14 protein-coding genes are annotated in these 17,435 nt (G+C 45.7%); 5 read left to right on the top strand and 9 right to left on the bottom strand.

What is annotated here, in order from left to right; translation table 11 throughout:
• Positions 1 to 300 precede the first annotated feature (300 nt).
• Both mdh and ACQEXT_RS10435 read left to right on the top strand, forming a co-directional pair.
• The gene (gene mdh, locus ACQEXT_RS10440) at positions 301 to 1,236 is read left to right on the top strand and encodes a malate dehydrogenase (RefSeq protein WP_269377973.1); all 936 of its coding nucleotides are present in this window, start codon (positions 301 to 303) and stop codon (positions 1,234 to 1,236) included.
• Positions 1,237 to 1,332: 96 nt separating this feature from the next.
• Entirely contained in the window at positions 1,333 to 1,524 is a 192-nt protein-coding gene (locus ACQEXT_RS10435) for a hypothetical protein (RefSeq protein WP_426951949.1), read from the top strand.
• 51 nt (positions 1,525 to 1,575) lie between these two features.
• Here ACQEXT_RS10435 and ACQEXT_RS10430 read toward each other — a convergent pair whose 3' ends face one another.
• The 5 genes from ACQEXT_RS10430 to ACQEXT_RS10410 all read right to left on the bottom strand — a co-directional run bounded on the left by ACQEXT_RS10430 (position 1,576) and on the right by ACQEXT_RS10410 (position 6,258).
• Positions 1,576 to 1,965, bottom strand: coding sequence for a RidA family protein (locus ACQEXT_RS10430; protein ID WP_269377974.1), 390 nt, complete (start codon positions 1,963 to 1,965; stop codon positions 1,576 to 1,578).
• Between the two features lie 135 nt (positions 1,966 to 2,100).
• Positions 2,101 to 2,562 carry an aspartate carbamoyltransferase regulatory subunit gene (gene pyrI / locus ACQEXT_RS10425; protein ID WP_138971931.1) on the bottom strand — a complete coding sequence of 154 codons (462 nt, stop codon included), beginning with the start codon at positions 2,560 to 2,562 and terminating at the stop codon, positions 2,101 to 2,103.
• 16 nt (positions 2,563 to 2,578) lie between these two features.
• Complete coding sequence (pyrB, locus tag ACQEXT_RS10420) at positions 2,579 to 3,508, bottom strand: aspartate carbamoyltransferase (protein WP_138971932.1); 930 nt, start codon at positions 3,506 to 3,508, stop codon at positions 2,579 to 2,581.
• Positions 3,509 to 3,758: 250 nt separating this feature from the next.
• The gene (locus ACQEXT_RS10415; RefSeq protein ID WP_426951948.1) at positions 3,759 to 4,763 is read right to left on the bottom strand and encodes an ornithine carbamoyltransferase; all 1,005 of its coding nucleotides are present in this window, start codon (positions 4,761 to 4,763) and stop codon (positions 3,759 to 3,761) included.
• A gap of 118 nt (positions 4,764 to 4,881) precedes the next feature.
• Positions 4,882 to 6,258 carry a PhoH family protein gene (locus ACQEXT_RS10410; protein WP_331417748.1) on the bottom strand — a complete coding sequence of 459 codons (1,377 nt, stop codon included), beginning with the start codon at positions 6,256 to 6,258 and terminating at the stop codon, positions 4,882 to 4,884.
• Positions 6,259 to 6,732: 474 nt separating this feature from the next.
• Here ACQEXT_RS10410 and rapA point away from each other — a divergent pair, with 474 nt between their 5' ends.
• The 3 genes from rapA to ACQEXT_RS10395 are packed head-to-tail and all read left to right on the top strand — an operon-like array spanning position 6,733 to position 11,431.
• Entirely contained in the window at positions 6,733 to 9,642 is a 2,910-nt protein-coding gene (rapA, locus tag ACQEXT_RS10405; RefSeq protein WP_269377978.1) for an RNA polymerase-associated protein RapA, read from the top strand.
• 58 nt (positions 9,643 to 9,700) lie between these two features.
• Positions 9,701 to 10,438, top strand: a complete 738-nt coding sequence (rluA, locus tag ACQEXT_RS10400) for a bifunctional tRNA pseudouridine(32) synthase/23S rRNA pseudouridine(746) synthase RluA (protein ID WP_138971936.1) — start codon at positions 9,701 to 9,703, stop codon at positions 10,436 to 10,438.
• 30 nt (positions 10,439 to 10,468) lie between these two features.
• Positions 10,469 to 11,431, top strand: a complete 963-nt coding sequence (locus tag ACQEXT_RS10395) for a D-2-hydroxyacid dehydrogenase (RefSeq protein WP_426951947.1) — start codon at positions 10,469 to 10,471, stop codon at positions 11,429 to 11,431.
• Positions 11,432 to 11,439: 8 nt separating this feature from the next.
• Here ACQEXT_RS10395 and ACQEXT_RS10390 read toward each other — a convergent pair whose 3' ends face one another.
• From ACQEXT_RS10390 to pepA, 4 genes are all read right to left on the bottom strand, one after another.
• Positions 11,440 to 12,165, bottom strand: coding sequence for a substrate-binding periplasmic protein (locus ACQEXT_RS10390; protein WP_426951945.1), 726 nt, complete (start codon positions 12,163 to 12,165; stop codon positions 11,440 to 11,442).
• Positions 12,166 to 12,306: 141 nt separating this feature from the next.
• Positions 12,307 to 15,165, bottom strand: a complete 2,859-nt coding sequence (locus tag ACQEXT_RS10385; RefSeq protein ID WP_426951944.1) for a valine--tRNA ligase — start codon at positions 15,163 to 15,165, stop codon at positions 12,307 to 12,309.
• A gap of 219 nt (positions 15,166 to 15,384) precedes the next feature.
• Positions 15,385 to 15,834 (bottom strand): DNA polymerase III subunit chi, encoded by a 450-nt coding sequence (locus ACQEXT_RS10380; protein WP_331427266.1) that lies wholly within the window; start codon positions 15,832 to 15,834, stop codon positions 15,385 to 15,387.
• 71 nt (positions 15,835 to 15,905) lie between these two features.
• Positions 15,906 to 17,414: a leucyl aminopeptidase gene (pepA, locus tag ACQEXT_RS10375; protein ID WP_138971941.1), complete on the bottom strand. Its 1,509-nt coding sequence runs from the start codon at positions 17,412 to 17,414 to the stop codon at positions 15,906 to 15,908.
• Positions 17,415 to 17,435 lie beyond the last annotated feature (21 nt).

Genomic DNA, 17,435 nt, shown 5'->3' with positions numbered 1-17,435 from the left:
AGTGAATATTCTCGCATAGCTATGCACATAGTGCCAACTTCAAGCCCAATTTCTGTCTAGCATATCACTGTAAACTTCAAGGTTATTTTCCGTAGAAATGCCTCTTAAATCTTTGTCATCAAAGGTAAAGCAGATCATAATAGCCGCAATGTGTGTAGCACGCTTTAGTCGCATTGCGCAAGGTCGCAAAGCTGACGTTAATTGATTGTAATCAGGTTGTGATTGGTTTAGCTTGAACGCAGCTGATTTTAAATCGCCCTACAAAACATATATAAGAGAATCTTCTCAAGGAGAACTACGATGAAAGTAGCTGTTATTGGTGCCGCTGGTGGCATCGGTCAAGCCCTAGCCCTTCTACTTAAAAACCGCCTTCCTGCTGGTACAGATCTCGCTCTGTATGATATTGCGCCTGTGACTCCGGGTGTTGCAGCAGATCTAAGCCACATCCCAACACCAGTATCAATCAAAGGTTATGCTGGTGAAGATCCAACGCCTGCACTCGAAGGTGCTGACGTTGTACTGATCTCTGCGGGTGTGGCACGTAAGCCTGGTATGGACCGTGCGGATCTATTTAACGTAAACGCGGGCATCGTGAAGTCTCTTGCTCAACGCATCGCAGATGTATGTCCAAAAGCAATGGTTGGTATCATTACTAACCCTGTAAATACCACTGTGCCAATTGCAGCTGAAGTTCTTAAGCAAGCTGGTGTTTACGACAAGCGTCGTCTTTTCGGTGTAACTACGCTTGACGTAATTCGTTCAGAAACGTTTGTTGCTGAGCTGAAAGACAAAGATCCAGGCCAAGTACGTGTTCCAGTTATCGGTGGTCACTCAGGTGTTACGATTCTTCCTCTACTGTCTCAAGTTGAGGGTGTTGAGTTTACGGCTGAAGAAGTAGAAGCACTGACTAAACGTATTCAAAACGCAGGTACTGAAGTTGTTGAAGCTAAAGCGGGTGGCGGTAGTGCGACTCTATCTATGGGTCAAGCGGCATGTCGTTTTGGTCTAGCTCTAGTTAAAGCACTTCAAGGTGAAGAAGTGATTGAATACGCATACGTTGAAGGTGATGGCGAGCACGCACCATTCTTCGCACAGCCAGTGAAACTAGGCAAAGACGGTGTAGAAGAAGTACTAAGCTACGGTGAGTTAAGTGACTTCGAGAAATCTGCACTAGATGGCATGCTTGAAACACTTAACGGCGACATCCAAACGGGTGTTGACTTTGTAAACAAGTAATCCAATTTGAATAATGATAAAGCCGACTTTTGAGTCGGCTTTTTTGATCCTTTTGTTTTTCCTGCTGTACTTACTGAGTAGCAGAGGAGAAATAAGATGGATATTAGGGATCTAGAAAAGGGCATGCTAGTTGAATGCCGCCAGGGAGTTGGAGTCGTGGTCGAGACGGATGAAAGTACACATGCGGTCGTGATCGAAGATCGAAGCTCACATCAAAAGTTTGAAGTTGATGTTGAGGATTTGATTGATGAGCCTCAGCTTCATCATGGATGTGAACGTTACTATTAGCAAAAACAAAAAAGCGAGCATTAGAGCTCGCTTTTTTGGGGATGGCTTCGATTACTTACGTACAGCGATGGCTTCGATTTCGATACCAACATCTTTTGGTAGACGAGCAACTTCTACGCAAGAACGTGCTGGGTAGTGAGCAACATTGTGCTCATCAAAGAACTTACCGTAAACCTCGTTTACTGTGCCGAAGTCATTTAGATCTTTTACAAACACCGTTAGTTTTACGATGTCTGATACAGATAGGCCAGAGGCTTCAACTACTGCTTTTACGTTTTCTAGAGACTGACGAGCTTGTTCTGCGATGTCAGATGATACTTCACCCGTAGCTGGGTTTACTGGGATTTGGCCTGAAGTCAGTACCATGTTACCAAGGTCAACACCTTGCACATATGGGCCGATAGCTGCAGGAGCTGATTCAGTGTGAAGTACTTTAGTCATTGTTATATTCCATCTGTTTAGGGTTACTGGAAGAAAACTCAGTTTGCCGCGAATCTCGTGCTTCGTAAAGGTAAAAATCCCTGCTTGAGTTAAGCAGGGACAAATTCTTACCTGAAGTTAACTCTCAAATATTCATTAACGCTCAGTGACGATTTCACGAGAGAAAACTTTCTCACAGTACTTGCACTTCAATCGAATATCGTTGTTTTTCTCGAATACTTTAAAGCTACTTTCTACTGGCTCACCGTGTGTGATGCAGTTGGTGTTCGGACACTCAAATACATTATTCACTTGTTCTGGTAACTCGAGAGCCAGCTTCTTAACAACTTGATAGTCTTCAATTTGGTTGACCGTGGCATGCGGTGCATAAAGCGCTAATTTGCTTGCCTGCTCTTCAGTGATAAACACATTTTCGATCTTGAGTAGGTCTTTATGACCAAGGGCAGATGAAGGCAGGTTTAAGCCTACGGTTACGCGCTGTTGTGATTTATGCATTGAAAACAGCTTGAGCACCTTAATGCCAATTTGTGCTGGAATGTGGTCGATTACGGTGCCATTTTTAATCGCTTCAACCTGCAATTGAGTTTCTTTGTTCATGGTTTTTTCTCCTCGATTACAGTGTTTCATTTAGTACAAGTGCAAGTAGAGCCTGACGTGCATATACGCCATTTTCTGCTTGTTCGAAGTAATAAGCGTGTGGGGTTTTATCAACATCCACTGTGATTTCATCGACACGTGGAAGTGGATGAAGCACTTTAAGATTTTCACGTGCACCTTCTAGCATGGCTGCCGTAAGAATGTATGCGGATTTAATATGTGCGTATTCAGATTCGTCGAAACGCTCTTTTTGAACACGAGTCATGTAAAGAACGTCTAGGTCTGGAATGACACTTTCCATATCGGTGTGCAAACTGTATTGGATGCCAGCTTCGTCGAGTTCTTCGCAAATGTAATCTGGCATTGCAAGTGCCTCTGGAGCGATAAAGAAGAAGCGGATGTTGTTAAATTTTGCCAACGCTTGGGTAAGTGAGTGGACAGTACGACCATATTTAAGATCACCTACGAAAGCGACGTTAAGCTCATCCAGTCGACCTTGCGTTTCTGCAATAGAGAAGAGGTCCAGTACGGTTTGAGTCGGATGTTGATTTGCTCCGTCGCCACCGTTAATTACTGGGACACCATTAGAAAACTCAGCAGCTAGGCGCGCTGCACCTTCTTGAGGGTGGCGCATAACAAAAGCATCAACATACGAAGAGATAACCTGAACGGAATCCGCCAATGTTTCACCTTTCTTCGCCAGTGAAGTATTACCGCCATTATCGAAGCCAATGACATCACCACCAATGCGTTGGATTGCGGTTTCGAAAGAGAGACGTGTGCGGGTTGATGGTTCGAAGAAGCAGCTTGCAACCACTTTGTTTTTAATTAACTCAGGTTGCGGCTTAGCCTTCAGCTCTCCAGCCGTTTTGACAATCAATTCCAGCTCTTCACGTGAAAGCTCAGGAATTGAGATAATATGCTTGTTATAAAGCGTGTTTGTCATAATCATCTTCCCAGTCATGAATTTTAGGCACAAAAAAGCCCCCCATTAAGGGAGGCTTTAGAAATCGGTGAAAATAGAAAAAACAAGTCCCAGTAAGCGTGTTGGCTTACTCACTGTAATACGCTTTTTAGAGCACGAATTACGTGGCATTGTTTTACTATCTCCAGACAAATTGCCGAGCATTATACGCTGAAGAATGGTGAACGCAAGCGATTACATCGACGGTTTTAGTGTCGAATCTTACCTAAGATTAACTACCGAGTGTGGCAACCATCACAGCTTTAATTGTGTGCATTCGGTTTTCCGCTTCATCGAAAACGATAGAGTGTTCGGACTCAAACACGTCTTCCGTCACTTCCAGTCCTTTCATTCCGTATTTCTCAGCGACTTGTTTCCCTACAGTGGTTTCATCATTATGGAACGCAGGTAGACAGTGCATAAACTTCACTTGTGCATTGCCGGTTTTAGCAATCACATCCATGTTGACTTGATAGGGGGTCATCATTGCGACACGTTCATCCCAAGCTTCTGGTGCTTCACCCATGGATACCCACACGTCTGTGTACAAGTAGTCACAACCTTTTACGCCTTCTTCAACGTTTTCGGTTAAGGTGATTTTTGCGCCCGTCTGATCTGCGATCTGCTGGCAAGTGGCGACCAATTCTGCTTCTGGCCAGAACGCTTTTGGTGCGACAAGGCGGATATCCATCCCCATTTTAGCCGCGCCTACGAGTAGGGAGTTGCCCATGTTGTTGCGTGCGTCACCAAGGTAAGCAAACTTAATCTCATGCAGTTGTTTTCCACGCCCATGCTCAAGCATAGTCAAAAAGTCCGCCAGAATTTGTGTCGGGTGAAACTCATCCGTCAGGCCATTCCAAACCGGCACACCTGCGTACTGACCGAGTTCTTCAACAATGGATTGACCAAAACCACGGTATTCAATGCCATCGTACATTCGGCCAAGGACTCGTGCGGTGTCTTTCATCGACTCCTTGTGTCCGATTTGAGATCCAGATGGACCGATATAAGAAACCTGTGCTCCTTGATCAAAAGCGGCAACTTCAAAAGCACAACGTGTGCGAGTCGAGGCCTTTTCGAAGATGAGCGCAATGTTCTTACCGACCAGTTTCTTCTGTTCGGTGCCAGCATATTTGGCTTTCTTCAGATCCGCAGAGAGATCAAGCAGAAACTGAATCTCTTTCGGGGTGAAATCGAGTAGCTTTAGGAAATTTCGGTTACGTAGATTGAAGGCCATACACCAGTCCTGAATGTTGATTCGGTTTAATGGCTTTAGTTAAACATATTTAACGGCTATTTGTGAATAATTATTTTGAATAAATGCCGAGATATGAATTATATCTCGGCAAAAGTGATTATAAATTCTCTTCGGCGTATTCGGCTAGTCGGCTTCGAACCACACCATTGAGGTGAATGTTGGCACTTCCTTCAAAGTTTTTAAATCGCTCGACCATATAGGTTAAGCCAGAAGTGACGGGGGTTAGATAGTGAGAATCGATTTGTGCTAGGTTACCTGAGCAGACGATCTTAGTCCCTTCACCACAACGGGTTATGATGGTTTTGATCTGAGAAGCGGTCAGGTTCTGACACTCATCGAGCAAGACGAAGGCATTTTGGATCGAACGTCCGCGCATAAAGTTGATCGATTTGAACTGAATATTGGCTTTGTCGCAGATGTATTTCAATGAGCCTTCAGTGCAGTGATCGTTTTTATGCAATGCTTCTAATGTATCGGTGACGGCCGCAAGCCATGGCATCATTTTCTCTTCTTCACTACCCGGTAAAAAGCCGATCGCTTCACCTATGTCTGGGGTGTTTCGAGTGACGATGATTTTGTCAAAGATGCCTTTTTCTATGGTTTGCTCTAGTGCAGAGGCGAGAGCGAGTAAGGTTTTACCACTACCAGCTGCCCCAGTTAGGATCACCAGATCAATGTCTGGATCGAGTAGGGCATCTAGCGCCATTCCTTGATAGATGTTTTTTGGGGTGATATCCCAAGCGCGTCGATGCATCATTCTTTCACGGCTGAGATCTTTAATCGTGATCGTATCTTGGTCAATCTCCTCTACGCGCCCTGCGAAGTCGCTGTCCTCATCGATCATGTATTGATTGATATAAGTAGGCTCAAAGGGTTCGCGTGCGATGGTGTGATAGGTTCTGCCTGCAAGGGTTTTACTTTCGACATCTTGGACGTTGTTCCAGAACTCTCCTTCAATTTGCTGGAATCCTTTTGTCAGGTATTGCACGTCATCAATGAGCTGATCTGTGCGGTAGTCTTCAACAAACCTAACCCCAGCCCCTTTTGCCCGTAAGCGCATGTTGATGTCTTTGGTGACTAAGATGACTTCGCGCGGTGCACGTTTGTTTTGCAAATAGAGCACACCATTTAAGATGCGGTTGTCACCGGCTTTGTCGGCAAAAGCTTTGACGGTCTCTTGCAGCTCAAAGTCAGCCAGAATGGCAATGTGTCCGGTATTCTCTTTCTCTTTGTTGGTGGGGATGCCTTCGGATATCTCATCTGGAGTGGCATCTTTAAACATCGCTTCTAGTGCACGTATTGCGACACGCGCATCGCGAGCAACATCGCGTTTACTGTCCTTGATTCGGTCAAGCTCTTCAAGAACAGTCATTGGGATAACGACATCGTGTTCCTTAAATGAGTAGATGGCGAGTGGTTCATGAAGAAGAATGTTGGTGTCTAGGACAAAAATTTTCCGGTCTGTATCACCCATAAGCGTCTCCTTGCCAGTTGGCGGCCTGCTTACTCTTCAAGCTTTGCTATGAAGAGGATCTCTGCGGTTGGTTGCAGCGATGTAGCCAGGTAATCAGAGTTCGCTGATGGTTTGACTACAAAAACTGCAAACCCGTGTTGAACGTCATCCTATTTGAATGCATCAGTTGTGCCAGTCAGAAACTTGACGTGAAATGATGCTGCTCATAGATAAGTATAAACAGCTTTTTCAACACGCTCTTTTAGAAGTGCCACTGATTTCTTACACTTTGATGTCACACTCAGCTTGAGTAAAAAATTGTTGGTTTTTGAGGCCTTTGTACGTGACCAATGTCACAGCTTCAAGTAAGATTAGCGACCTTTTTCGGCGTAACGACTGACCTATTTTTCCTCGTCAGTTTCCTTTCAAGTTGCGCAAGAGTTACTAAAATAAATAGACCCATTTTCGAACAAATTTAGATGAGGTAGTCGATTCATGACATTTGCTTTGGGCCAGCGCTGGATCAGCGATACGGAGAGCGATTTAGGTTTAGGAACCGTTGTAGCATTGGATGCTCGTACTGTGACATTAATGTTTGCAGCTTCTGAAGAAAACCGCGTTTACGCTCGCAACGATGCGCCTGTAACCCGAGTGACCTTTAACGCTGGCGATGTGGTTGAAAGTCAGGAAGGGTGGTCTCTTAAAGTTGAGCAAGTTGTCGAAGACCAAGGACTACTAAGCTACATAGGTTCACGTGAAGACAGCGGTGAAGACGGTATTGTTCTGCGTGAAATTATGTTGAGCAACCAGATTCGTTTTAACAAGCCACAAGATAAGTTGTACGCGGGTCAAATCGATCGTATGGATAATTTTGTGCTCCGTTATCGTGCATTGGTGAACCAATACGAACAGCACAAGAGCCCAATGCGTGGTCTGTGTGGTATGCGTGCAGGCCTTATCCCTCATCAGTTATACATTGCACACGAAGTGGGTCGTCGTCATGCGCCACGCGTACTTTTGGCGGATGAAGTCGGTCTGGGTAAAACCATTGAAGCTGGTATGATCATTCATCAGCAAGTACTGGCTGGCCGCGCTGAGCGTATTTTGATTGTTGTACCAGAAACGCTGCAACATCAGTGGCTGGTCGAGATGATGCGTCGATTTAACCTGCACTTCTCCATCTTTGATGAAGAGCGCTGCATTGAAGCATTTGCCGACTCAGAAAACCCATTTGATACTCAGCAATATGTACTCTGTTCGCTCGACTTCTTGCGCAAGAGTCGTAAACGTTTTGAACAAGCACTGGAAGGTGAGTGGGATCTACTGGTTGTCGATGAGGCGCACCACCTAGAGTGGAGCCCAGAGAAGCCAAGTCGCGAATACCAAGTGGTTGAAGGTTTAGCGGAGCGTACGCCAGGTGTTCTATTATTGACGGCGACACCTGAGCAGCTAGGTCGTGAGAGCCACTTTGCTCGTCTTCGCTTACTGGATTCTGATCGTTTCTTTGACTACCAAGAGTTCATCAAAGAAGAAGAGCAATATGCGCCGGTTGCTGATTCTGTTAGTGCGCTATTCTCTGGTCAAAAGCTGGCAGACGAAGCGAAAAACCAAATTACTGAATTGCTCTCTGAGCAGGATGTGGAGCCACTTTTCCGTATTATCGAAAGTGATAGCGACGAAGAAGCCAAAGCCGCTGCACGCCAAGAACTGATTGATAACCTAATGGATCGTCACGGTACTGGTCGCGTACTTTTCCGTAATACACGTGCTGCAATCAAAGGGTTTCCAACACGTAACGTTCACCTTCTGCCGATGCTGATCCCACAGCAGTACACGACCTCTATGCGTGTGTCGGGCATGATTGGTGGCAAGATGAGTTCGGAAGCTCGTGCGTTAAAGAACCTATACCCAGAAGAGATCTTCCAAGAGTTTGAGGGGGATGATTCAAGTTGGTGGCAATTTGATAGTCGTGTTAACTGGTTACTTGAAAAAATTACCGAAAAGCGCAGTGAGAAAATTTTAGTTATCGCTTCTCGTGCGAGCACTGCACTTCAGTTAGAACAAGCTCTGCGTGAGCGCGAAGGCATTCGAGCTACGGTTTTCCATGAAGGTATGTCGATTCTAGAGCGCGATAAAGCGGCGGCTTATTTTGCCCAGGAAGAGGGCGGTGCTCAGGTACTGATTTGTAGCGAAATTGGCTCTGAAGGTCGTAACTTCCAGTTTGCTAACCAACTGGTGATGTTTGACTTGCCGTTTAATCCGGATTTGCTTGAGCAACGTATTGGCCGTCTTGACCGTATTGGTCAGAACCGCGATATCGATATTCATGTTCCATACCTACAGGGTACGTCACAAGCCATTTTGGCGCGTTGGTTTGATGAAGGCCTTAACGCTTTTGCAGAAACCTGTCCGACAGGTCGCACGGTTTATGACAAATTCGCAGATCGCCTCATTGAAATGCTTGCGTCAGGCGACACGAGTGATTTAGATGATGTGATTGCTGAATCAGCGGTAATGAACAAAGAGTTAAAAGCTCAGTTAGAACAAGGTCGTGACCGTCTATTAGAAATGCACTCTAATGGTGGTGAAAAGGCGCAAGCAATCGTCGATAAGATTGCAGCAACCGACGGCGATACTAACTTAGTGACTTTCGCTTTGAGCCTGTTTGATACGATTGGTCTCGATCAGGACGACAAAGGTGAAAATGCCTTAGTCGTGACGCCATCAGAGCATATGTTGGTTCCGAGTTATCCAGGTCTGCCTTATGAAGGTGCCACCATCACATTTGACCGTGAAACTGCACTGTCTCGTGAGGATATGAACTTTATCAGTTGGGAACACCCAATGATTCAGGGGGGCATTGACTTACTGATGAGTGAAGGCGTAGGTACGACGGCGGTTTCACTACTGAAAAATAAAGCATTGCCCGTTGGTACAATGCTACTAGAACTGGTTTATAAGGTAGATGCTCAAGCGCCTAAGCGCAGCGGAATCAGTCGTTTTCTGCCAACGACGCCAATTCGCTTAATGCTGGACGGAAAAGGTAATGACCTCTCTTCACAAGTTGAGTTTGAGAGTTTTAACCGTCAACTAAGCCCAGTGGGTCGTCATATCGCAACTAAGCTGGTTTCATCGGTACAGGCACAAGTACATCAGATGATTGAAGCCGGCGATAAGCTAGTGGTAGAAAAAGTCGACGCCATTCGCAGCCAAGCTCAGCAAGAGATGCAAGCGAGCCTCAATGCAGAATTAGAGCGCTTACAAGCATTGAAAGCGGTGAACCCAAATATTCGTGATGAAGAACTTGAAGCGATTGAAGAGCAGATTAAGTTACTCACTGGCTATATTGGCCAAGCTCAGTACCAACTAGACTCGTTACGCATGATTGTGGTCTCTCACAACTAATTGGCGTCCTTTAATTGATAAACCCAGCTCTGAGCTGGGTTTTTGTCGGGTATCATTTATGGCAATGACAGAATACAACCCACCACGTGAACCGTGGGTTGAAATCGTGTTTGAAGACGAGCACATCTTAGCGGTGAATAAGCCGTCTGGTTTGCTTTCTGTTCCGGGGCGAGCAGCAGAACATTATGACAGTATGTGGTCTCGCTTGATGGAAAATTACCCTGATGTTCAGGTGGTTCATCGCTTGGATATGGATACATCCGGTCTGATGGTTTTCGCAAAACATAAACATGCTGAAAGGGCGTTAAAGAAGCAGTTTCAGTATCGACTGACGCACAAAGTCTATTATGCGCGAGTCTGGGGGCATGTCGAGCAACAAGAAGGAGTGCTCGACTTCCCATTGATTTGTGACTGGCCGAATAGACCGCGACAGAAGGTTTGCTATCAAGATGGTAAACCATCGAAAACCATTTTCCAGGTGGTGAAACGAGAAGAGAAAACCACCATCGTTAGATTGCTACCTGTGACAGGTCGCTCTCATCAACTGCGCGTTCACATGCAAGCTTTAGGACACCCAATTGTCGGAGATGAATTTTATGCGGAGCAAGAGGCGTATGAATACTCAAATCGCCTAGAGTTGCATGCGGCGGAGCTCAGTTTTTATCATCCGCGCAGTGAATGGCTGCGTAGTATTTTTGTACCGTGTGACTTCTATCTTGAAGCAGAAGAGATGATCTTTGATTATTTTGATCCTGTGCGAAAATTACCAGACTACAAAACGCTGCCACACCAATAACTGTTTATAAGGCAGCAACAAGGAGGTTATATGTCGCTGCCAACTGTTGTTTTTCTTGATCGAGCAACCATCCCTACGCAAATTGAATTGCCATCACTTCCATTTCCGCATCACTGGGTTGAGTATGATTTCACCGCCCCAGCGTTGGTGGTTGAACGTGCTCACCAAGCAGAAGTGATCATTACGAACAAAGTAGTGCTAGATAGCAATATCTTGAGTCAACTAACTAACCTTAAATTGGTCGCTATCTCGGCTACTGGATTTAACAATGTTGATATCGACTATTGTCAGCAACATGGTATCGCTGTGACTAATGTGCAGGGGTATGCCACTCAGTCTGTACCAGAGCATGTGATTGCGATGATGTTTGCGCTTAAACGCAATTTGAAAGGCTATCACAATGATATAGCGGCAGGAGAGTGGCAACGTAATAAGCAGTTCTGTTTCTTTACTCATCCCATTAGCGATACAGCTGGCTCAACGATGGGGGTGATTGGCAGTGGAGCATTAGGGCAAGCGACAGCAGCTGTGGCTAAAGCGTTGGGGATGCATGTTGTCTTTGCGGAACGCAAAGGGATTTCTCCGTGTCGAGAAGGTTATCTGCCGTTCGAACAAGTACTCGCACAAGCCGATGTGTTAACCCTACATTGCCCGTTAAGCGAAGAGACACGTCATCTTATCGGTCGCAATGAACTGGCTGCGATGAAATCATCCAGTATCGTTATCAACACTGGTCGAGGTGGTTTGGTCGATGAAGAGGCGCTGGTGGATGCCCTAAAACAAGGTGTCATTCGTGGCGCGGGCGTCGATGTCTTTACCGATGAGCCAGCGGATGAATCCAACTCACTTATTGCCAATATGCACTTGCCAAACTTATTACTCACGCCACATGTTGCTTGGGGGAGTGATTCATCAATCCAAAATCTTGCCAATATTCTTATTGATAACATCAGTGCATTTATGGATGGGCGTGAACAAAATCGAGTTGTATAGCGCCCAATTCACTGCCCGGTTGACACCATTTGTTTCAGTCCTTGGTTGAAGAGTTTCATCAGCTCTTCGGCCTCTGGATGTGCTTTGGAAAACAATAAGTAACTGTCATTGGTGAGAAACGGTTTAGGGTTGTATGTGATCAACTCTTGGGTCTCAATTGGCATTTTGCCTAATGTGAATAGACCAATATTTTTCTCTTCAGGAACGAGCTCAACCCTTCGATATTTGAGTAACTGGAAGGCCTTATTGGGGGTTTCAACTCGGTTTATTGTAATCTCTTCATCGGCTAACATTTTGTCGAGATTAACACCGTAGCTATAACCGAGTCCCCCTCCCAAATGTTTCCCTTTGATATCCGCTAAGCTCTGCCATTGGAATGGATAATCTTTACGATGGAAGAAGACAAACTGCTCTTGAGCAACGGGATCACTAAACAGAAAATACTCGGTACGCTCCTGAGCAAACATCCACACAGCCGTTGCAACAAAATCGCCTTCGCTGGCCTGTTTGTATGCGCGTTTCCAAGGGAAAAAGTGAAATTCGACCAGATAACCTTGTTTGGCAAATACGTCAGTAATTGTTTTCCCAACATACCCATAATCTTCAAGCTTTTCTCCGATAAAAGGTGGCCAGTTTCCGGCTGCAATTTTGATGACTTTTGGCTCATCAGGCGTCGATGCTTGGGATGAGAAACAGGCCAAAAGAGCACCAACGAAAGCTAAGTAGTGTTTCATGTTCTGGTCTATCCGAGTTGTTCGTCTCTTAAAATTAGAATAATAATCGAAACAAACCAAGCCCATTCAATAATATAGATGTAAATAAAAAGGCTGGTCGTTGAGACCAGCCTTGATATTATTTAATCTAAGAGAACAAACTTACAGCGCTGCAATTGTTGCTTTTTGCTCTTCTAGCTTACTTAATGTCTCTTTGTAGCCTTCTAGTTTCTCACGCTCTTTCGCAACAACAGCTTCCGGTGCTTTAGCAACGAAGCCTTCGTTACCTAGCTTACCGTCAAGACGTTTGATTTCGCCTTGAGTCTTCTTGATTTCACCATCGAGACGAGCAAGTTCCGCATCTTTGTCGATAAGACCAGCCATTGGGATCATCAGTTCAGACTTAGCAACGAGTGCTGTTGCACACGCTGGCGTTTCTTCACCTGACTCAAGAACACGCACTGACTCAAGTTTCGCTAAAGAAACTAGAACTTGTTTGTTTGCTTCTAGTCGAGCTGCATCTTTTTCGTTTGCCGCTTTTAGCATAACTTCAAGTGGTTTACCTGGATTGATGTCGTACTCAGCACGTAGGTTACGAATGCTGGTGATGAATGACTTAACCCACTCGATGTCATCAAGAGCTTCTTGGTTGAAGTTTGCTTCATCAAACTGAGGAAGCGCTTGAAGCATAATGGTGTCACCTTCAACGCCGTCAACAAGAGGCTTGATGCTCTGCCAAATAGTCTCGGTGATGTAAGGAATCACTGGGTGTGCTAGGCGAAGCGTCTTCTCTAGAACTGTGATTAGCGTGCGACGTGTACCACGTTGCTGAGCTTCATTTCCTTTCCATAGAACAGGTTTGGTTAGCTCTAGGTACCAGTCACAGAATTGGTTCCAGATGAACTCATAAATTGTGTTCGCTGCCATGTCTAGACGGTAGTTATCTAGGTGGGCGTTGAACTCTTGCGCTGCAAGCTCAAACTGAGATTCGATCCACTTGTCTGCAAGAGAGTATTCAACTTCACCAGCACCAAAGCCACAATCTTGCTCTTCTGTGTTCATGAGTACGTAACGGCTCGCGTTCCATAGCTTGTTACAGAAGTTACGGTAACCTTCTAGACGTTTCATATCCCAGTTGATGTCACGACCAGTAGAAGCCATCGCCGCGAGAGTGAAACGCAGTGCGTCAGTACCGTATGGTTCGATACCGTTCTCAAATGTCTTACGTGTGTTCTTCTCGATCTTCGCTGCAAGTTGAGGCTGCATCATGTTGCCAGTGCGCTTCTCAACAAGAGACTCTAGGTCGATGCCGTCGATCATATCGATAGGGTCAAGAACGTTGCCTTTAGACTTAGACATCTTGTCGCCGTTTTCGTCACGGATTAGACCAGTAACGTAAACCGTTTTGAATGGTACTTGTGGTTTACCATTCTCATCTTTACAGAAGTGCATCGTCATCATGATCATACGAGCAACCCAGAAGAAGATGATGTCAAAACCCGTAACCAATACATCTGAAGGGTGGAATGTCTTCAGGTCGTCAGTGTTTTCTGGCCAACCTTGAGTACCAAACGTCCATAGTGCAGAAGAGAACCAAGTATCCAGTACGTCGTCGTCTTGGCGTAGAACCACGACTGGCGCTAAGTTGTTGTTAGCACGAACTTCTTCTTCAGAGCGACCTACGTATACATTACCGTCATTGTCGTACCATGCTGGAATGCGGTGACCCCACCATAGCTGACGTGAGATACACCAGTCTTGAATGTCACGCATCCAAGAGAAGTACATGTTTTCGTATTGCTTAGGAACGAATTGGATTTCGCCATCTTCAACCGCTTTTGTTGCCGTTTCAGCTAGAGGTGCTGTGCGAACGTACCATTGGTCTGTCAGCATTGGTTCGATAACCACACCGCCACGGTCACCGTAAGGAACCGTTAGGTCGTGATCTTTCACTTCCTCAAGCAGACCCAGTTCGTCAAACTCAGCAACGATAGCCTTACGCGCAGCGAAACGCTCCATGCCACGGTATTTTTCTGGGATATCTGTAGAGTAAGCATCGCTTGCTTCACCGTTTGTCGTGAAGACTTCAGCCGCATCACGGATATCAGCGTTGAAAGTTAGGATGTTGATCATTGGTAGCTGGTGACGCTTACCTACTTCATAGTCATTGAAGTCGTGAGCTGGTGTGATCTTCACACAGCCAGTACCTTTTTCCATATCCGCGTGTTCATCGCCTACGATAGGGATGCGACGATCAACGATTGGAAGGATGATCTCTTTACCGATAAGATCTTTGTAACGAGGATCTTCTGGGTTAACTGCAACACCAGTATCACCAAGCATTGTTTCAGGACGAGTTGTCGCAACAACAATGTAGTCTTTGCCTTCGGCAGTTTTGACGCCGTCCGCTAGTGGGTAGCGGAAGTGCCACATATGGCCTTTTTTGTCTTTGTTTTCTACTTCTAGATCAGAGATCGCAGTGTGTAGCTTTGGATCCCAGTTAACGAGACGCTTACCGCGGTAGATAAGATCTTCTTCGTATAGACGAACGAAAACTTCTTGAACGGCATTTGATAGACCGTCATCCATTGTGAAACGTTCACGATCCCAGTCTACAGATGCACCAAGACGACGGAGCTGTTTAGTGATCGTACCGCCAGATTCACCTTTCCATTCCCAGATTTTGTCGATGAAAGCATCACGGCCATAGTCGTGTTTTGTTTTGCCTTCTTCAGCAGCAATCTTACGCTCCACAACCATTTGAGTCGCGATACCAGCATGGTCAGTACCTACCTGCCAAAGGGTATTTTTACCCTTCATACGTTCAGCACGGATAAGTGTATCCATGATAGTGTCTTGGAACGCGTGGCCCATATGTAGGCTACCAGTGACGTTCGGTGGCGGGATCATGATGCTGTAAGCTTCTTTAGTCGTGTCACCGTGTGGCTTGAAGTAGCCTTTCTCTTCCCAAGCTTGATATAAAGCCTGTTCAATTGAAGTTGGGTTGTATGTCTTTTCCATAATCGCCTTTTTTCTCGTCATATTTGGGCTGATCGCTGTGTTAACTGCACTCGCAAACCCTAATCAAATACTTAATGTATATTCATAGGGACTTACTCACTGTTGCCTTGCTTTTCGCCCAACTATTTAGAGAAAATCTTATCTGGTTGATGGTAAATCTTAGTCAATCATTATAAGTGAACTCTCTAGAGTGGAGAGCTTAACTATAAGGATTGACCGTTAGTTGTGTTTGATTTCGATCGTTTGTAGCTGATAACCAGCTTGGCGGTAGATTTTATATCTTTCTCGCGCCAGTTGCTTGGCTTTTTCCTCGCAAGGGACGAAGTCTACCACCTCAGCAAACTTGTTCGCAAAGGTTGTCTCATTTTCAGCCAAATTTATTACTAATTGTCTGTTCCATGAAGGCTTGACCCCTTGATAGCCAATCTCGATATTGGTTGCATATCGCGGACCTTCACCGACTAGATTATGAGCCATAAATTCGCTGCTATCGACTTGCCAAAATCGTTCTGCTAACTGTTCTGCATGTGATTTATTATTGCAGTTGAGGTAGACCTTTGCTCCTTGTTTAGCAAAGTGACGAGTAAGAAACAGAATGTACTCTTCGAATCCATCAGGGGTAGCCTGATGAGATTGTTCAGCAATGAGATAAAATGTAGCGTTCGCCATGTTCTGATCCTTTTGCACACAAAGGCAGAAAATAAAAAAGGGCCTGTCGGCCCTTTTTAAGATGTTGAGGTTTATTCCTCTGTCTCTTGGCCACTGCGATTAAGCAGGAATTGGACAAGCATCGAGACTGGACGGCCCGTTGAGCCTTTTGCCGCACCTGACTTCCACGCAGTACCTGCGATATCAATGTGCGCCCAGTGGTACTTCTTCGCGAATTTAGACAAGAAGCAACCCGCAGTAATCGTGCCACCAGGGCGACCACCAATGTTTGCCATATCCGCAAATGGGCTCTTCAATTGCTCATGGTATTCATCAGCCATTGGTAGACGCCATGCACGGTCACTTGCTTGCTCAGAAGCGTTGACTAGCTCGTGAGAAAGAGGGTTATGGTTTGAGATAACACCGCTGATATGGTGACCTAACGCAATCACACAAGCACCGGTTAGCGTTGCAACGTCAACGACACAATCTGGCTCAAAACGTTCAACGTAAGTCAACGCATCACAAAGAACGAGTCGACCTTCCGCATCGGTGTTTAGCACTTCAACCGTTTGACCGGACATCGTTGTTAGGATGTCACCTGGACGGTATGCATTGCTGCCTGGCATGTTTTCACAACCAGCTAAAACGCCGATAACGTTGATTGGCAGGTTCAGTTTCGCCAATGCCTTCATGGTACCGAATACTGAAGCCGCACCACACATGTCGTACTTCATTTCGTCCATGCCTTCGCCTGGCTTAAGTGAGATACCGCCAGAATCGAAAGTTAGACCTTTACCAACAAGAACGATTGGTTTTGCTTCTGGATCTGGGTTGCCCTTGTATTCCATGATAGACATCATAGATTCATTTTTAGAGCCACGGCCTACTGCTAGGTATGAAGTCATACCCAGTTTTTCCATCTCTTGCTCGCCAATGATTTTAGTCGTAACGCTTTCGTAATCGTCTGCTAGGCGACGTGCTTGTGAAGCTAGGTATGCAGGGTTAGCGATATTTGGTGGCATGTTGCCAAGATCTTTCGACGCTTTAACACCAGAGGCAATCGCTAGACCATGTGCGATCGCTTTTTCACCTAGGTTGAGTTCGCGGCGTGTAGGTACGTTGAATACCAGTTTACGCAGAGGGCGACGTGTTTCTGGTTTGACACTCTTGAATTGATCGAAGGTGTAAAGACCATCTTTCGTTGCTTCTACCGCTTGACGTACTTTCCAGTATGTATCGCGGCCTTTAACGTGCAGTTCCGTCAGGAAGCAGACGGCTTCCATCGAACCCGTCTCGTTAAGTGTGTTGATGGTTTTTTGAATGATCTCTTTGTATTGACGTTCGCCAAGCTCACGTTCTTTACCACAACCAACGAGTAGTACGCGCTCTGATAGCACGCCTGGTACTTGATGAAGTAGGAGCATTTGCCCCGGTTTTCCTTCCAGATCACCACGGCGAAGTAGTGAACTGATATAGCCATCGCTGATTTTATCTAGCTGCTCAGCAACTGGAGAAAGGCGACGTGGCTCGAACACGCCCACAACGATACACGCGCTGCGCTGCTTCTCTGGACTGCCACTTTTTACACTGAACTCCATGCGTACTCCTACATCCTGAAG

Source organism: Vibrio sp. TRT 29B02 (assembly GCF_050113655.1).
Lineage (GTDB): Bacteria > Pseudomonadota > Gammaproteobacteria > Enterobacterales > Vibrionaceae > Vibrio.
This window is presented reverse-complemented; position numbering and strand designations above follow the sequence as displayed.

Bases quoted from the DNA above. Each gene is read 5' to 3' on its own strand.
- ACQEXT_RS10430 (WP_269377974.1), bottom strand. From the start codon at position 1,965: ATGACTAAAGTACTTCACACTGAATCAGCTCCTGCAGCTATCGGCCCA.
- ACQEXT_RS10435 (WP_426951949.1), top strand. From the start codon at position 1,333: ATGGATATTAGGGATCTAGAAAAGGGCATGCTAGTTGAATGCCGCCAG.
- ACQEXT_RS10380 (WP_331427266.1), bottom strand. From the start codon at position 15,834: ATGGCGAACGCTACATTTTATCTCATTGCTGAACAATCTCATCAGGCT.
- mdh (WP_269377973.1), top strand. From the start codon at position 301: ATGAAAGTAGCTGTTATTGGTGCCGCTGGTGGCATCGGTCAAGCCCTA.
- rapA (WP_269377978.1), top strand. From the start codon at position 6,733: ATGACATTTGCTTTGGGCCAGCGCTGGATCAGCGATACGGAGAGCGAT.
- ACQEXT_RS10410 (WP_331417748.1), bottom strand. From the start codon at position 6,258: ATGGGTGATACAGACCGGAAAATTTTTGTCCTAGACACCAACATTCTT.
- pyrI (WP_138971931.1), bottom strand. From the start codon at position 2,562: ATGAACAAAGAAACTCAATTGCAGGTTGAAGCGATTAAAAATGGCACC.
- pyrB (WP_138971932.1), bottom strand. From the start codon at position 3,508: ATGACAAACACGCTTTATAACAAGCATATTATCTCAATTCCTGAGCTT.
- pepA (WP_138971941.1), bottom strand. From the start codon at position 17,414: ATGGAGTTCAGTGTAAAAAGTGGCAGTCCAGAGAAGCAGCGCAGCGCG.
- ACQEXT_RS10415 (WP_426951948.1), bottom strand. From the start codon at position 4,763: ATGGCCTTCAATCTACGTAACCGAAATTTCCTAAAGCTACTCGATTTC.
- ACQEXT_RS10395 (WP_426951947.1), top strand. From the start codon at position 10,469: ATGTCGCTGCCAACTGTTGTTTTTCTTGATCGAGCAACCATCCCTACG.
- ACQEXT_RS10385 (WP_426951944.1), bottom strand. From the start codon at position 15,165: ATGGAAAAGACATACAACCCAACTTCAATTGAACAGGCTTTATATCAA.
- ACQEXT_RS10390 (WP_426951945.1), bottom strand. From the start codon at position 12,165: ATGAAACACTACTTAGCTTTCGTTGGTGCTCTTTTGGCCTGTTTCTCA.
- rluA (WP_138971936.1), top strand. From the start codon at position 9,701: ATGGCAATGACAGAATACAACCCACCACGTGAACCGTGGGTTGAAATC.